Source organism: Nocardia vermiculata NBRC 100427, from assembly GCF_001613265.1.
GTDB classification, from domain to species: Bacteria; Actinomycetota; Actinomycetes; order Mycobacteriales; family Mycobacteriaceae; genus Nocardia; species Nocardia vermiculata.
In genome coordinates, this window is the sequence record NZ_BDCA01000041.1 from 1 (window position 1) to 14,987 (window position 14,987).

Genomic DNA, 14,987 nt, shown 5'->3' on the forward strand with positions numbered 1-14,987 from the left:
CACCCGTTCCAGGGCCGTCCGGGCCGGGCGGAGGCATGCGCCGCACCGCGCCGGCACCGGGACCGTCCGGGCCGGGGGCAGGCATGGGTCTACGGGGCACAGCCCCGGTGCCGCCCGGCGGTGGACCGGCGGGCATGCGCGGCACGGCCCCGGTCCCCGCTGGGCCGGGCACCCGCGGGGCAGCTCCGGGGGCACCGGGGCCCTGTGGCGGCCTGGGGCCCGGAACTCGTCGGATCGGTCCGGTGTCGACGCCGTCGCGCGGCACGGGAGCCGGACGCGGGCCGGACGGGGCACTGCGCGGTGGGCCGGCCGGCACCTCACCACGCGGCGGGCCCGGGTGCGCAGGAAGGCGCGCATAGGTTCCGGTATCGGGATGTTGTCCGGGTGGCGGCCCGGGCTGCCGGGGGTGGCCGGCAGGCGGGTAGCCGGGGGCGCTGCGCTCGGGGCGGGCCTCGTTCACCGCGAGATCCGGTTCCGCGCGACCATGGCGTCCGGTCCGTGCTTCCGGCGGTGCGGGCGGCTCGGAGTACTCGGGGACGGGCTCGTCGAAGGCGGCGAAGGTGCCGGTGTTGTGGGCGGGCATCGGGTGCGATCCGGTCTGGGCGTAGCCGCCCTGCGCGTAATACGACCGATCACTCGCGTACTCGGTGCCCGCTTCGTAGCCGGCACCGTCGTCCTCGGCGCGGTGCTCTCCGCCCTCGAACATGTTCATGCCTCCCCTCCGGCCTCGCCGGCCTCCCGGGTCAGGCTCCGATGGCCGCCGCTGGACCCGTGTCCCCCCGCACCCCGCGAGGTCTCGTCGAGCGTGTCGACCTCCACGAAATCCGCGAGTTCGATCCGCTGCACCACCAGTTGCGCGATCCGATCACCACGGCGCAACTGAATCGGGGTGCGCGGATCGTGGTTGATCAGGCAGACCTTGATCTCGCCTCGGTATCCGGCATCGATGGTGCCGGGCGTGTTGACGATCGACAGACCTGTCTTGGCGGCCAGACCGGAGCGCGGATGGATGAGGCCGACGGTCCCGATCGGAAGGGCGACGGCGATTCCCGTGCCGACGAGTACCCGCTCGCCCGGCTCCAGGATGACGTCTTCGGTGGTGCACAAATCCACACCGGCGTCACCCGGATGCGCCCGCGTGGGCACCGGGACGCCGGGATCTAGCCGCAGCAGAGGTATGGGTGCAATTCCGGTCACGTCCAGCGAGCCTACGCGTCTGTGCGCCGGTGCCGGAGCGCGACGCGGCGCGTGCGGGGTGACGTGCTCGTGACACCGGCATACCCGCTCCCGCCGACAGCCGATATGTCTGCCTGACCTAGCATGATGTGGTGTCCGACCAGTCCCCTGCCGCACCCGAGAACGAGGCCGCCGCGTCCGCGCGCGCAGAGACCGCCGCAGCGGTCTACTCCGAGCGACTGTGGGTGCCGCTGTGGTGGTGGCCGGTGGCATTGGCGATCACCGGGCTGCTGGCGGCCGAGATCCATATGGGTGCGCCGGGAATTCGGGCCTGGCTGCCCTACGTCCTGCTGTTCCCGGTGCCGGTCTGGGTCCTGCTGTGGGTCAGCCGCCATCGCGTGGAAGTAGCGCGCGATGGTGACGGTGTTCTCGAATTACGCGCGGACCGTGCCCACCTACCGGTAACGTATGTATCCCGGGCGGCAGCCGTTCCGGGCAGCGCGAAGAGCGCGGCCCTGGGTCGCCAGCTCGACCCCGCCGCATTCGTCCAGCATCGTCCGTGGATCGGGCCCATGATCGTGCTCGTCCTCGACGATCCCGATGATCCCGCTCCGTACTGGCTGGTCAGCACACGCAAACCTGAGCAGGTACTGGCCGCGCTCGGCGTGCCGAGCGCGGGCTGACAAAACCTGCTGGTCCCTGCCTAACTCAGGCTGCGCAATGCCTAACTCAGGCTGCGCAATCCATGCAGATCGGTTGTCCGCCGGCTTCGCTGGCGAGTCTGCTGCGGTGATGAACCAGGAAGCAGCTCGAACAGGTGAACTCGTCGGCCTGCTTCGGGATCACCCGAACCGAGAGCACCTCCTCGGACAGGTCCGCGCCGGGAAGCTCGAACGACTCCGCGGTATCGGATTCGTCGATATCCACGACGGCGGACGCGGCCTCGTTGCGGCGGGCCTTCAACTCCTCGAGCGAGTCCTCCGAAACCTCGTCGGATTCACTGCGCCTCGGTGCGTCATAGTCGGTTGCCATGTCGTCTTCCCCTCGTCCTTACTCCGTATATCCCGGACCGGTCCACCGACGTCGATCCCTGGAGGAATCGGCCCGGCGAATACCGCCCCGCCGTGGTGCACGTCACGTGTACACCGCTCACCGCCCGGACGGATCGGTCTGATCCGCACCCGGATCGCGCTCGGTCAACGCAGAGCATGCCCTGGTTGTTCCCGAAATCGCCGACCTGATTCACATCATCCGATTCGAGTCGGGCCGCCAGACAATAGCGGACACCGGGGCAAAAGTCGCAATCAAAACCCGAACGAGGCAAATCCGCCGGGTAATCGTCACTGGCGAGCCGGTTGGTGAAGCGGAACGCCATCGTCCCGTATTCCCGCGTTCCCCCGGCTGTGACACGAACGAAATCCGACACCGCCGGCGGATCGTGACAATTCCGTTACCTTTCCCGTACTTTTCCTCGAACCGGCGCTGTCGATCTCTCGGCGCGCGGACCTGGCGCATGCACGCACCGGGCCGGTGAACTCGTAAGGTGTGCGTGTGGTTTCACTGATCACCGAAGGTCGCACGGTCGACAAACAGGGCCGCCCGTTCCTACGGCGCCGCTACCAGCCATGGGTCGCGCTCATCGCGATCCTCGCCCTCATCTGCGCAATCGTGTGGATCAAGGCGCTGACCACAGCGGACGCCGACCATACGGCCATGGCCTGCAACGCGCCCACTCCCGCCGCCGGTCCGAATGCCGTCGCGCCGGCCGCGCTGGGACAGGTGGTGTCGCCGGCGCGGCTGCACGACGTGGAACCCGCCCCGCTGGCTCGGGCCCGGGTCCGGGTGCTCAACGCGTCCGGGCAGCGCGGTCTGGCCCAGCACATCGCCTCGAAACTGGGGGATTACGGCTTCGCGAGCCCACCGGCACCGGTTTTCGCCAACGACGCGGTCTATGTCAACGGCGATCTCGAGTGCACCGGACAGATTCGGTACGGCGTGCAGGGGCGCCCGGCCGCCGCAGCCGTGCAGCTGGTGGCGCCGTGCGCCGAGCTGATCGAGGACGAGCGCACCGACGACACCGTCGACCTCGCACTGGGGTCGCTGTTCGGCAACGACCTGCAACCGGGCACCGACGCCGAAGAGGTACTGCGCGCGTTGAAGAACCCGGCGCCGGGCAGCAATCCCGACGTCGACTCGGCACTACTGGAGGCAGCGCGCACCGCCCGCTGCTGAGCTACTCGGGGATCGGCACCGCGATGCCGAGCTCGTCGAACAGCCCGGCGAGTTCGGCGGCGATGCCGGGTGCGGCCGCCACGGTGAGCTCTCCCCCGGCACCGGTCGAATCCACTCCGGGCAACCGCAGCACCGCTCCGGCCTCGGCCGCGACCAGGGCGCCCGCTGCCCAGTCCCACGGGTTCAGCCCGTGTTCGTAGTGGGCGTCGACGCGACCGGCGGCGACCATGCACAGGTCCAGCGCCGCCGAACCGATACGCCGGATATCGCGCACCCGGGGAAGCAGCCGCGCCACGAGCTCCCCTTGTCGCTCACGACGCGACGCGCTGTAGCCGAAGCCCGTCGCCACCAGCGCCAGCCGGGCGGCGTCGAGTTCGTTGCACCGTAGTTCGACCGGCTCGCTGCCCGATTCGACACGGGTGGCGCCCGCGCCCAGTCCGGCGCTGTAGGTCACCGATGCCGCCACATCGACCACGGCGCCCGCGAGTGAGCGGCCGCCGCGCACCGCGGCCACCGACACCGAGTAGGCCGGGATGCCGTAGACGAAGTTCACTGTCCCGTCGATCGGATCGACCACCCAGACGATCTCGCCGGCCGAGCCGGTGCTCCCGCCGCCCTCCTCGCCGAGGATGCCGTCGCCCGGCCTCGTCTCGGCAAGCAGTGCGCGGATCAGCTGCTCGGTCTCGGTATCGACGACGGTCACGGGATCGGTCGGCGTGGATTTCGTGCGGACCGATCCGCCTTCGGCCTGCCCGGGGCCGAAAACCTCGGGGCGTCGCGCGCGTACGTGCGCTGCCGCGGTTTCGGCCACATATACTGCGACGCGGCGTAATTCGGCGACTTCGGCGGGATCGGGAACCGTTCGGCCCACGATTTCGGCGGATGAATTCGTCTCGGTCACGGTTCCATCCGACCACAGATTCGCCCGAACTCGCATCCGTCGGCCAGCGCGGCGGGTGCGTTTCGCGGTGTAACCTGCCGCAGACACCGCCACCGGCCCAGACCACAGGGAACAAGGGAGTTCACGATGTCCGCTCGCGGGCAAGCATTCGGAATCGATATCGGCGGGAGTGGAGTCAAGGGGGCGCTGGTCGATCTTGCCACCGGCGACCTCGTCCACGAGCGGATCAAGAAGGCCACCCCGCACCCCGCCACTCCGAGTGCCGTCGCCGAAACAGTTGCCGAACTCGTCGCCGAGTCGGCATGGGACGGCCCGGTCGGGCTCACGCTGCCGAGCGTGGTGGTGAACGGCGTCGCACGCACCGCCGCCAATATCGACCCGAGCTGGATCGACAACGACGCCCGGCAGCTGTTCTCGCAGGCGCTCGGCGGACGCGAGGTGGTAGTCCTCAACGATGCCGACGCCGCCGGACTCGCCGAGGACCGCTACGGCGCGGCGCGCGACACCGAGGGCCTGGTGATACTGCTGACCTTCGGCACCGGTATCGGTTCGGCGCTGCTGCACCGCGGCGAGCTGGTTCCCAACAGCGAACTGGGTCATATCGAAGTGCACGGAAAGGAGGCCGAGCACCGGGCCGCGTCGTCGGTGAAGGAACGCAAGGGCTGGTCCTACCGAAAGTGGTCGAGCCAGGTGTCGAAAGTGCTGATCACCTTGGAGAACCTGTTCCAGCCGGCCGTCTTCGTCGTCGGCGGCGGGATCAGCCGGGATGCCGATCATTGGATACCGTTGTTGGCCAATCGGACTCCGGTGGTGGCCGCCCATCTGAGGAACACGGCGGGCATCGTCGGCGCCGCGATGGCAGTCGATAGCGGGATCGCACCGTGAGCACTCGGCGTCGATAGTTACAATGGAACGTGACCGGCGGTGAGCCGGAAAACGACCCCGGCCCAAGACGCCGGGTTTAACCCCGACAGAACCGCTCCGCCGGATGATTACTCTGGCGTGACGCCGCACGAGACCGTCACGAAAGGGCGTACGTGGTAGCCACGAATACCCGACAGACCGCCGAATCGGCCGACGCTGCCGACTCCGCAGAAAGCACCGCAGCGCGGCCGGTCCGCAAGGCTGCCGCCAAAAAAGCCCCGGCCAAGAAAGCCGCTGCGAAAAAGGCGCCTGCCAAGAAGGCCGGTGCCAAGGCTGCGAAGAAAACCACCGCCAAGAAGGGCGCCAAGAAAGCGACCTCGGGCCAGTCCGACGAACATCTCGACGACGATTCGGTCGAGATGGACGACCTCGGAGATCTGGAGGTCTCCGAGGACGATCTGAGCGAGGACGGCGAGGAGCTGGTCGAGGAGTCCACCGACGAGGAGGAATCCGAAGCCGAGGCCGACGAGCCGTCCGAGAAGGACAAGGCCTCCGGCGACTTCGTCTGGGACGAAGAGGAGTCCGAGGCGCTGCGCCAGGCTCGTAAGGACGCCGAGCTCACCGCATCCGCCGACTCGGTGCGCGCCTACCTCAAGCAGATCGGCAAGGTCGCGCTGCTCAACGCGGAGGAGGAGGTCGAACTCGCCAAGCGGATCGAGGCCGGTCTCTACGCCACCGACAAGCTGCGCGAGTTCGCCGACAAGGGTGAGAAACTGCCCGTGGCCACCCGTCGTGATCTGCAATGGATCATGCGGGACGGTAATCGGGCGAAGAACCACCTGCTCGAGGCCAACCTGCGTCTGGTCGTCTCGCTGGCCAAGCGCTACACCGGCCGCGGGATGGCGTTCCTGGATCTGATCCAGGAGGGCAACCTGGGTCTGATCCGCGCGGTGGAGAAGTTCGACTACACCAAGGGCTACAAGTTCTCCACGTACGCTACCTGGTGGATCCGTCAGGCGATCACCCGCGCGATGGCCGACCAGGCTCGCACCATCCGTATTCCGGTGCACATGGTCGAGGTCATCAACAAGCTGGGCCGTATCCAGCGCGAGCTGCTGCAGGACCTGGGCCGCGAGCCCACGCCCGAGGAACTCGCCAAGGAAATGGATATCACCCCGGAGAAGGTCCTCGAGATCCAGCAGTACGCTCGCGAGCCCATCTCGCTGGATCAGACGATCGGTGACGAGGGCGATTCGCAGCTCGGCGATTTCATCGAGGATTCCGAGGCGGTCGTCGCGGTCGACGCGGTGAGCTTCACGCTGTTGCAGGATCAGCTGCAGTCGGTGCTGGAGACGCTGTCCGAGCGCGAGGCGGGTGTGGTCCGGCTGCGCTTCGGTCTCACCGACGGTCAGCCTCGCACGCTCGACGAGATCGGCCAGGTGTACGGGGTCACCCGTGAACGCATCCGCCAGATCGAGTCGAAGACCATGAGCAAGCTGCGTCATCCCAGCCGCTCCCAGGTCCTGCGCGACTACCTGGACTAGCGACAACACGCTCCGAAAAGCGATGCCGCCGAGGTACCCACCTCGGCGGCATCGCCGGTTTGTGCACGCCACCGACCACACCGCCCCATAGGGTGGACAGTCGTGGATCAGTTGGTGTTGGTGTTCGTGCTGGGCTTCGCGACCATCGTGGCGCAGCCGCTGGCGAGGCGGATCGGGCTGCCGGCGGCAGTACTGATGACGATCTTCGGACTGATCATGGCGGTACTGCCGTTCGTGCCGAATATCGCGCTGCCACCGGAGCTGATCCTGCCGATGGTGCTCCCCCCACTGCTGTACGCCTCGGCGCGACGCACGTCGTGGCAGCAGTTCGCCTCGGATTCGTCGGCGATCCTGTTGCGGGCGGTCGGACTGGTGGTCGCCACGGCCGCGGCGGTCGCGGCGATCTTCCACCTGTGGTACCCGGCGTTACCGCTGGGAGCCGCGTTCGCCCTCGGCGCGGTGGTGGCGCCGCCCGATCCGGTGGCTGTGGGTGCCATGGCCGACCGGCTGGGCCTACCGCGCCGATTGGTGTCGGTCCTCGAGGGTGAGGGCCTGTTCAACGACGTCACCGCCGTCGTGCTCTACGACGTCGCGGTGGAGGCGGTGGTGACCGGACAGTTCTCCACGCTCGGCACCCTGGTGGATTTCGTGGTGTCGGCGGTGGTGGCAGTAGCGGTCGGGCTGGCCCTGGGCTGGGCGGGCAGCGCCATGATGCGCAGGCTGACCGAAGCACCGTGGCAGGTGGCGCTGGGACTGCTGCTGCCGTTCGCCGCCTACGGCATCGCCGAGGCCGCACACGGTTCCGCGGTACTCGCGGTCCTGGTGTGTGCGCTGTATCTGACCGATGCCGCCACCGATTTCAGCAATGCGGGCTATCGGCTGGTGAGTGATTCGTTCTGGGATGTGATCGAGCTGCTGGTGACCGGGTTCGCTTTCGGGCTGGTCGGACTCGAGCTGAGCACCGTGCTCGCCACCACCGGACCGAACTGGACCAAATTGCTGGGTGTGGCTGCGGCCGTGGTCGGTGTCGTGGTCGGACTGCGGCTGCTGTGGCTGATGGTGGCCACCGGCGTGTTCCGCAAGTGGTGGCACCGAAAACGGGTGGACGAGCCGTATACCTACAACGAGGCGGTGGTCACCTGGTGGGCCGGTATGCGCGGCGTGGTGACCGTGGCGCTCGCGCTGGCGCTACCGCTGACCACCGAAGCGGGCGAGGACTTCCCGGGCCGGACCGAGGTGCTGTTCGTTGCCTTCGTGGTCGTGCTGTTCACCCTGCTGCTGCAGGGGCCGACGCTACCGCTGGTGGCACGCTGGACCGGTGTGCGTGCCGACACCGAGGTCGAGCGGATGCTGGAGAAGCGGCTGTGGACGCGGATCCTGCGCGCGGAGGTGGAGCGCCTGGAGGACATCGCCGACAACGAGGATCTGCCCGACGAGGTTTATCAGCGATTGCGCGACACCGTCGAGCGCCGGCTGTCCCGTGCCGATCCGGAGGCCGCCGAATCCGGCGACAACGCCAAGTCCGTCGAGCATGCGATGCGTATGACCGGGCAGCTGCGGCGAATCAGTAACGAGGTACTCGAGGCCGGACGCAGTGAGGCGATGACTGCGCGGCGGGAATCCGATATGCCACCGGATCTGGTGGACCGGGTGATGCGACGGCTCGATCTGCGTCCGCCACCGTTGTTGTAGGCGCCGGTCTCCGGCATCTGCCCGTCAACTCCCCTTGAACCGTCCCGGGACATCGGTGCGATGCCGTGGGCACCCGCGCTCAGCTGCGCGCACCGTGCCACGGCCTGTTCCGGTGAATCCGGTGAATCCCAGCTAACGCCAGCAATTTTCCCTGGAATCCTTGCGGGAAAATTTCTACCTGCTACTGTCCCGCTACTGTGTGGGCGTTCGAGCGCTCGAGGAACACAGTGGCAACTAGTGGGTGGAGTGTGCTTTGCTCGAGATCGACCAGTTCAGCTACGGGTGGCTGACGCCAGTGCTCGCCTACCTGATGTCGGTCATCGGGTCGCTGCTCGCCTTGCGCTGCATGGTGCGATCGCGGGCGAATCACGACCACCGCGGCTGGTTGTTCACCGCGGCCGTGGCCCTGGGCGGCACCGGCGTGTGGGTCATGCATTTCATTGCCATGCTGGGCTTTTCCGTACCGGGCGGAACCATTCGCTACGACGTTCCGGTCACACTGCTCAGCGCGGCGATCGCCATCGCGGTGGTGTGGCTCGGCCTGTCGCTGGCGGTCCGCCGGCCCGGCGAGGTCTCGGCACTGCTCACCGGCGGCACGGTGACCGGGCTGGGTGTGGCCGCCATGCACTACGCCGGAATGTGGGCGATGAAAACCGATTTCACGATGAGCTACAACCCGTGGATGGTGCTGCTGTCGATCGTGATCGCGGTGGTCGCCGCGACCGCGGCACTGTGGTTCGCACTGAACGTGCGGGGTGTGCCCGCGGCGATCGGCTCGGCGGCGATCATGGGCGTCGCGGTCAGCGGGATGCACTACACCGGAATGTTCGGTATGCGGGCGCATCTCGCCGGACATATGCACGCACCGTCCGGCGCACATGCCACCCAATTGCTCACCCCGCTGATCGTCGGGGTGAGCATGGTGACCCTGGTGCTGTTCGTCCAGGTCGTCATCACCGAGATCAGCGAACCGGATCTGTCGCGACTGCGCGGCCAGCAGGCCAGCCGGTACTGGCCGAGCCAGGCAGACGCCGAGACCGAGCAACCGGCCCGTGCCCGGCGCGGGCGCACCCCCGTCGCCGATCCGAACATTCGACGGCGCACCCGCTGATCTCCCGACGGCGCCGCGGGCCCGGCTCAGCTCGCCGGGCTGAACCGGCGCTGCGCGGACCGCACGACCGGCTCGACCACGCGCGCCGCGACCGGTCCGATGATCGCCATCAGCAGAACGTACGCCGAGGCGAGCGCGGCGAGCTTGCCTTCGACGGCCCCCATCGAGACCGCAAGTCCCGCAATGACGATCGAGAACTCACCGCGGGCCACCAGCGCGGCGCCGGTCCTGGCCCGGCCCAGCCGGCCGATCCCCTGCCGCTTGGCCGCATACCATCCGGTGCCGATCTTGGTCAGTGTCGTCACGACCGCCAGCAGGATCGCCCAGCCGAGCACCGCGGGGATGGCCTGCGGGTCGGTGTTGAGACCGAATGCGACGAAGAAGATCGCGGCGAACAGGTCCCGGAGTGGTTCCAGCAGTTTGGTCGCACTTTGCGCGGTCGACCCGGAGATGGCGATGCCGAGCAGGAAGGCGCCTACGGCCGCAGACACGTTCAGCGCGGAGGCGATTCCCGCGACCAGCAGCGCCGCGCCCAGCAACTGGAGCAGGAAGACCTCGCGGTCTTTACTGTCCACGATCGCGGAGACGTAGCGACCGTATCGCAGGGCGATCACCAGAACCACCGTGATCACCAGCATGGCGATCGCCAGCGAACGCAGGCCCGCAAACCAGCCGACGCCCGCGAGAAGTGTGGTCAGAATGGGCAGGTAGACCGCCATCGCCAGATCCTCGAACACCAGGATCGAGAGGATGACGGGGGTTTCCCGGTTACCGAGGCGGCCCAGGTCGTTGAGCACCTTCGCCGCGATGCCGGACGACGAGATGTAGGTGACGCCGCCCAGGGTGATGGCACCGGTGAGGCCCCATCCCAGGAACAACGCGACGAGTACACCGGGGGTCGCGTTGAGCACGATGTCGAGCAGGCCGGCGAGCCAGCCTTTTCGCATTCCGGACATCAGTTCGGGTGCCGTGTACTCCAGGCCCAGCAGCAACAGCAGGAGTACGACGCCGATCTCGCCCGCGAGATGCCCGAATTCGGATGCCGCTTTGACGTTGACGATGCCTCCGTCGCCGAAGGCCACACCCCCCAGCAGGTACAGCGGAATCGGTGACATTCCGAAACGCCCTGCAACGCGCCCCAGGACTCCTAGGGCGAACAGGACCGCTCCGAGCTCGAAAAGGGCTACTGCGGTCGACTCCACCGGCTCACCCGGCAGTCAGAATCTCGAGGGCCTGATCCAGGCCCTGCGGAGTTCCGACCACAACAAGCAAATCTCCCGCGACGAGGAGGAAGTCCGGACCGGGTGAGGAAACGATCTGACCGGCGCGCATCACCGCGACGATCGATGTCTTGGTGCGGGTGCGCATACGGGTCTCCCCCAGCGGACGACCCGAATATGGCGAGTCGTCACCGATCGGGAGCTGGCGGGTGGTGATCCCGGGCAGATCGCGGTGATCTTCACGTAGCTTCTCGACCAGCTGTGGCGCGCCGAGTAGATTCGCCAGCACCGAGGCCTCGTCGACGGTCAGTGGGATCTGTGCGACACAGTCGTCCGGGTCGTCGCGCTTGGACACGATGACGTCGATTCCCCCGTCGCGGTGGCTGACGACTCCGATCCGGCGTCCGGACCGAGCCTCGAAATCCTTGCGCACGCCGATTCCAGGCAACTGTGTAACGTCGATGTTCACGAAATCCAGCCTAGATCAAGCACTTCTCGACGCCGGCCACTGATCCGGATCAGCGGTGAGCGCCGGAAATGTCCCCTTCTCATCACAAGGATAGTAACTGGTGCGGGTTACCGCCGTCACAGGCAGGGGTCCGTAGAGATGGGGGAATCGCATCGACCCCGGGTCGCCGGGGACGCCCGGCTCCCAGCGCAGCGGCGCATTCAACCGGGACGGATCGAGCCACAACAGCACCAGATCGTCGTGGCCGGCGAACAGCCGGTTCGCCGGCAGATGCACCTGGTGCGGCGCGGACAGATGGATGAACCCCGCACTGTCCAACGAGGGCGCCACACGTTCGCCGGCCGCCTGCGCCTGTTCCCACTCCGAATGGGTGCACAGGTGAACCAGCATGGGGCCGTTGGGGTTTTCGGCAATCACGCCAGCACCCTACCCAGCGTTGCACGCACCCTGCCGAATGGAACGAAATACCGCCGAGCAACGGTTGATTGTCGGACTGCACGGGTAATCTGCTTGTAGACAACTGGATAGGCCTGTTACCGAGATGTTCGACCACAGGTGGTGAACCGCGATTCCCAACCCTGGCCATGATGTTCGCCGACAGCGAAAGTCCTGGTCATGTTAGGGAAAACACAATGGAACATCCTCGGGAACAAAGCCCCCGTCCCGAACGTCTGACAGAGTAGTCATCAGCCACTGCTGGGAAGTAGCGGCAGCGAGCCCGCGGAAGGGACCGCGGGCCCCACACCAGGCGAACGGCTTTCTGCGCCGGGAGCCAGGACGGAGGAGTCATGCCAGGAACACTGACAAGCACCCCACTGACCGCGGTCGATCGTTGCGACCGTTGCGGGGCGGCAGCGCGCGTACGCGCGACACTTCCCGCCGGTGGCGAGTTGCTCTTCTGCCAGCATCACGCAAACGAGCACATGGAGCGCCTGCGCGAGCTCGAGGCAGTCATCGATACGGAGTCCGCACCGGCGCTGTAAACGGCTCCTCACGTCCCCTGTCAGCCAACGGGCGGCCTTCCGGCCGCCCGTTTTCGTATCCGTAACCGTCCCCGCCGGGGCCGTCGGTTCAGCCTTCCCACGAGCCCACCAGGCCCTGCACCAGGCGGGCGAGGCCGTACTCGAAGGCGCCACCGGGGTCACCCGGCGCCTGATATTGCTCCCCCACCACGGTGCCGACCCGTTCGGCCAGCGGGAAATGCTGCCCCGCCATCGCCTCGGTCAGCAGCGGACCGTTCACCGCCCACCACTGCGCGTCACTGATCTCGGTCGCGCTGCGCCGAGCCGCCACGGCAGTGCGCGCATTCCCGGTGGCGAAATCCGACAGCACGGCGATGGTGCGGTCCATGTCGAGATCCGATATCCCGGCCCCCTCCAGGGCAGCGAGCTGGCGTTCGTAGCGGCGTAGCCGGCCGGGCCCCAGGTCGAGCCGCCAGGGAGGCACTTCCAGCAACCACGGGTGCGCGAGCAGCTCCGTGCGCACATTTCGTGCGATCGCGGCGAGACGGCCGGCAAGTGCGCCTACGGGGGCGATCGGAGCATCCTCGTCGGCCACCCAGTCGACCATCGCCATCAGCAGCGCCTGTTTGTCCGGGACGTAGGTGTAGAGACTCATCGGCCGCAGTCCCAGCGCCGTGGCGACCGAGCGGATCGACACGGCCGCGTAGCCGTCCCGATCGGCGATGCGCACCGCGGTCCGGATCACCTCGTCGACTTCGACGGTCTGCTTCGGTCCGCGCACCACCGGCCGAGCGGGCAACTCCTTGCGCCAGAGCAGCGCAATAACCTTACCGGCCTGGTCACCGGCCGTTTTCTGATCCACGAACCCTCCTCGGAATTTCCGTTGGCCGTCCATGGTTACAATACTCCGTACAGCATACGTAGATAAGTGAGGGTCGCTCTGCACACACATGCCACCTATCTCGCCGACCGACACGCCTTCGCACTGTGGACCTGGTCGGGTCACACCACCGGTCCGGCGCCACACGGACAACACGAACGGATTCGGCTCGCGGTGCCCGATACCGCGGGCACGGCGATCGAGATACGCGAGGTCGAATGCGCCGTCGTGGACGCCGACTGGTTCCGCGACAACGACGGGGGCGACGATGCGGGAGGTCAGGACGACGGGCACGCCGGTGGTCACCGGCGAGCCGAACAGCAGCGCGGCAGCGTCGCGAATGCCGACCGCGGCGCGCCACGGATGGGCGCCTCGGTCACTGCCTGGAGGAATGTCGCGCGCGGAGCTGATGCCGGCGACCTGCTTCCCGTCGCGGCGCACGCGACCCCGAACGCCGCCGGCACCGCGATCGTGTCGGCCGAGCGGGCGGTCCGGGCCTTCCGTGACACCGAGGACGTCACCGCCGCACTGCGCGGCACCCTGCGGGCCTCGCTGCGGCCCTACCAGGCTCGCGGCATCGCCTGGCTGCACCGAACCACCAGCGAGTACGGCGGCGCCGTACTGGCCGACGAGATGGGGCTCGGCAAGACCGTACAGGCCATCGGATTCCTGATCGGCCGCGCGACGGACGGGCCACAACTGGTTGTCTGCCCGACCTCGCTCGTCGGGAACTGGGTGCACGAGATCGAACGGTTCGCGCCGGAGCTGCGGCCACTGCCCTGGCGCGGCACTCCCCTGGGCGACCTCGGTCCCGGCACGATCGTCGTCACCGGGTATCCGACGCTGCGCGGTCACAGCGATGTAGTCGCCGAGTCCGAATGGGCCACCGCTGTTTTCGACGAGGCTCAAGTCCTGAAGAATCCGCGCACCCAGGTGTCGAAGGCCGCTCGGGCCGTCACCGCGCCGGCTCGCGTCGCACTGACCGGCACGCCGGTGGAGAACAACCTCGACGAGCTCTGGGCCCTGCTCAACCTGGTGACACCCACCGCATTCACGCACAAGGCTCGATTCCGGCGGCGTTTCGTACGCCCCATCGAGGAGGGTTCGCAGGCGGCGGTGCAACGACTGCACGATGCGATCGAACCGATCGTGCTCGGCCGCCGGAAACTGCAGGTCGCAGCGAACCTGCCGCCGAAAATCCACACCGATCTGGTGTGCGATCTCACCGGTGAACAGCAGCGGCTCTACGACGAGGTGCTCGACCGCGCCGAAGCCGACGGTTTCGGCGCCGGCGCCGAGCGCAACGCCCGGGTACTGGCAGCACTCACCGCACTCAAACAGGTGTGCAATCACCCCGGGCTGGTCAGCGGCGATCTTGCAGAGCTCATCGGACGCAGCGGAAAGTTCGACGTATGTTCCGACATTCTCGCCGCCAACCTCGAACTGGGGTACCCCACACTGGTTTTCACGCAGTACCGGCGTACCGGTGAACTACTGGCCCGGCACTGCGCGGAGAATTTCGGAGTGCGCGCACCGATATTCCACGGCGGTCTGTCGCATGCCGAGCGGGGCGAGATCGTCACCGACTTCCAATCCGCACAGGGCCCACCGATCCTGATCCTGAGCCTGCGCGCGGCAGGTACCGGGCTCACTCTCACCCGCGCGGCCGACGTCGTGCATTACGACCGCTGGTGGAATCCGGCGGTGGAGGCGCAGGCCTCCGATCGCGCGCACCGGATCGGCCAGACTCGTCCCGTCACCGTCACAACCCTCACCAGCGCTACGACGGTCGAGGAACACATTGCCGGAATGCACGACCGCAAGTCCGCGCTGGCCGGCCTGGGAACCGGAGCCGGCCGCTCGGCCGTGGCCCGGCTGGCCCGGCTCGACGACGACGATCTCTTGGCCGTCCTGCGCCGGAAGCGAGGTAACTGAT

15 protein-coding genes and 1 pseudogene are annotated in these 14,987 nt (G+C 67.6%); 8 read left to right on the top strand and 8 right to left on the bottom strand.

What is annotated here, in order from left to right; translation table 11 throughout:
* Together NV2_RS28165 and dut are read right to left on the bottom strand one after the other, a co-directional pair.
* Positions 1–712: pseudogene (locus NV2_RS28165) on the bottom strand (hypothetical protein); the annotation flags it as partial.
* Positions 709–1,197, bottom strand: a complete 489-nt coding sequence (gene dut, locus NV2_RS28170; RefSeq protein WP_174550643.1) for a dUTP diphosphatase — start codon at positions 1,195–1,197, stop codon at positions 709–711. The pseudogene NV2_RS28165 and the gene dut, both read right to left, overlap by 4 nt.
* A gap of 218 nt (positions 1,198–1,415) precedes the next feature.
* On the opposite strand from dut, the gene NV2_RS28175 reads away from it, so the two are divergent.
* Positions 1,416–1,859 (top strand): DUF3093 domain-containing protein, encoded by a 444-nt coding sequence (locus NV2_RS28175; protein WP_067881235.1) that lies wholly within the window; start codon positions 1,416–1,418, stop codon positions 1,857–1,859.
* A 46-nt stretch (positions 1,860–1,905) separates the two neighbouring features.
* On the opposite strand, the gene NV2_RS28180 is transcribed toward NV2_RS28175, so the two are convergent.
* A complete protein-coding gene (locus tag NV2_RS28180; RefSeq protein WP_067881130.1) occupies positions 1,906–2,208 on the bottom strand; it encodes a DUF4193 domain-containing protein in 303 nt (100 codons plus the stop codon).
* Between the two features lie 519 nt (positions 2,209–2,727).
* Between NV2_RS28180 and cei the strand changes: the two genes are divergently transcribed.
* Positions 2,728–3,408, top strand: a complete 681-nt coding sequence (gene cei, locus NV2_RS28185) for an envelope integrity protein Cei (protein ID WP_157103131.1) — start codon at positions 2,728–2,730, stop codon at positions 3,406–3,408.
* A 1-nt stretch (position 3,409) separates the two neighbouring features.
* On the opposite strand, the gene NV2_RS28190 is transcribed toward cei, so the two are convergent.
* Positions 3,410–4,309, bottom strand: coding sequence for an inositol monophosphatase family protein (locus tag NV2_RS28190; RefSeq protein ID WP_245662813.1), 900 nt, complete (start codon positions 4,307–4,309; stop codon positions 3,410–3,412).
* A 126-nt stretch (positions 4,310–4,435) separates the two neighbouring features.
* Between NV2_RS28190 and ppgK the strand changes: the two genes are divergently transcribed.
* The 4 genes from ppgK to NV2_RS28210 all read left to right on the top strand — a co-directional run bounded on the left by ppgK (position 4,436) and on the right by NV2_RS28210 (position 9,520).
* Complete coding sequence (ppgK, locus tag NV2_RS28195; RefSeq protein WP_067881135.1) at positions 4,436–5,194, top strand: polyphosphate--glucose phosphotransferase; 759 nt, start codon at positions 4,436–4,438, stop codon at positions 5,192–5,194.
* A 152-nt stretch (positions 5,195–5,346) separates the two neighbouring features.
* Positions 5,347–6,717 carry an RNA polymerase sigma factor gene (locus NV2_RS28200; RefSeq protein ID WP_067881137.1) on the top strand — a complete coding sequence of 457 codons (1,371 nt, stop codon included), beginning with the start codon at positions 5,347–5,349 and terminating at the stop codon, positions 6,715–6,717.
* Positions 6,718–6,819: 102 nt separating this feature from the next.
* Positions 6,820–8,409 carry a Na+/H+ antiporter gene (locus NV2_RS28205; RefSeq protein WP_067881140.1) on the top strand — a complete coding sequence of 530 codons (1,590 nt, stop codon included), beginning with the start codon at positions 6,820–6,822 and terminating at the stop codon, positions 8,407–8,409.
* Positions 8,410–8,662: 253 nt separating this feature from the next.
* A complete protein-coding gene (locus NV2_RS28210) occupies positions 8,663–9,520 on the top strand; it encodes an MHYT domain-containing protein (RefSeq protein WP_084475633.1) in 858 nt (285 codons plus the stop codon).
* A 26-nt stretch (positions 9,521–9,546) separates the two neighbouring features.
* Here NV2_RS28210 and NV2_RS28215 read toward each other — a convergent pair whose 3' ends face one another.
* From NV2_RS28215 to NV2_RS28225, 3 genes are read right to left on the bottom strand one after another with little or no spacing between them, the layout of a single operon-like run.
* Positions 9,547–10,722: a cation:proton antiporter gene (locus NV2_RS28215; protein ID WP_067881143.1), complete on the bottom strand. Its 1,176-nt coding sequence runs from the start codon at positions 10,720–10,722 to the stop codon at positions 9,547–9,549.
* Positions 10,723–10,726: 4 nt separating this feature from the next.
* On the bottom strand, positions 10,727–11,209 hold the full coding sequence (locus NV2_RS28220) for a cation:proton antiporter regulatory subunit (protein WP_067881145.1): 483 nt from the start codon (positions 11,207–11,209) through the stop codon (positions 10,727–10,729).
* A 15-nt stretch (positions 11,210–11,224) separates the two neighbouring features.
* Positions 11,225–11,599 (bottom strand): DUF952 domain-containing protein, encoded by a 375-nt coding sequence (locus NV2_RS28225; RefSeq protein WP_067881148.1) that lies wholly within the window; start codon positions 11,597–11,599, stop codon positions 11,225–11,227.
* 398 nt (positions 11,600–11,997) lie between these two features.
* Between NV2_RS28225 and NV2_RS32505 the strand changes: the two genes are divergently transcribed.
* Positions 11,998–12,192, top strand: coding sequence for a DUF7455 domain-containing protein (locus tag NV2_RS32505; RefSeq protein ID WP_030517230.1), 195 nt, complete (start codon positions 11,998–12,000; stop codon positions 12,190–12,192).
* Between the two features lie 88 nt (positions 12,193–12,280).
* Here the strand turns inward: NV2_RS32505 and NV2_RS28230 are convergent, their stop codons facing one another.
* Positions 12,281–13,033 (bottom strand): TetR/AcrR family transcriptional regulator, encoded by a 753-nt coding sequence (locus tag NV2_RS28230; RefSeq protein WP_067881241.1) that lies wholly within the window; start codon positions 13,031–13,033, stop codon positions 12,281–12,283.
* Positions 13,034–13,099: 66 nt separating this feature from the next.
* On the opposite strand from NV2_RS28230, the gene NV2_RS28235 reads away from it, so the two are divergent.
* A complete protein-coding gene (locus tag NV2_RS28235; protein WP_373863618.1) occupies positions 13,100–14,986 on the top strand; it encodes a DEAD/DEAH box helicase in 1,887 nt (628 codons plus the stop codon).
* Position 14,987 lies beyond the last annotated feature (1 nt).

What these genes read in the sequence shown, in the direction of transcription:
- NV2_RS28180 (WP_067881130.1), bottom strand. Translation starts at nt 2,208, where the DNA reads ATGGCAACCGACTATGACGCACCGAGGCGCAGTGAATCCGACGAGGTT.
- ppgK (WP_067881135.1), top strand. Translation starts at nt 4,436, where the DNA reads ATGTCCGCTCGCGGGCAAGCATTCGGAATCGATATCGGCGGGAGTGGA.
- NV2_RS28225 (WP_067881148.1), bottom strand. Translation starts at nt 11,599, where the DNA reads ATGCTGGTTCACCTGTGCACCCATTCGGAGTGGGAACAGGCGCAGGCG.
- NV2_RS32505 (WP_030517230.1), top strand. Translation starts at nt 11,998, where the DNA reads ATGCCAGGAACACTGACAAGCACCCCACTGACCGCGGTCGATCGTTGC.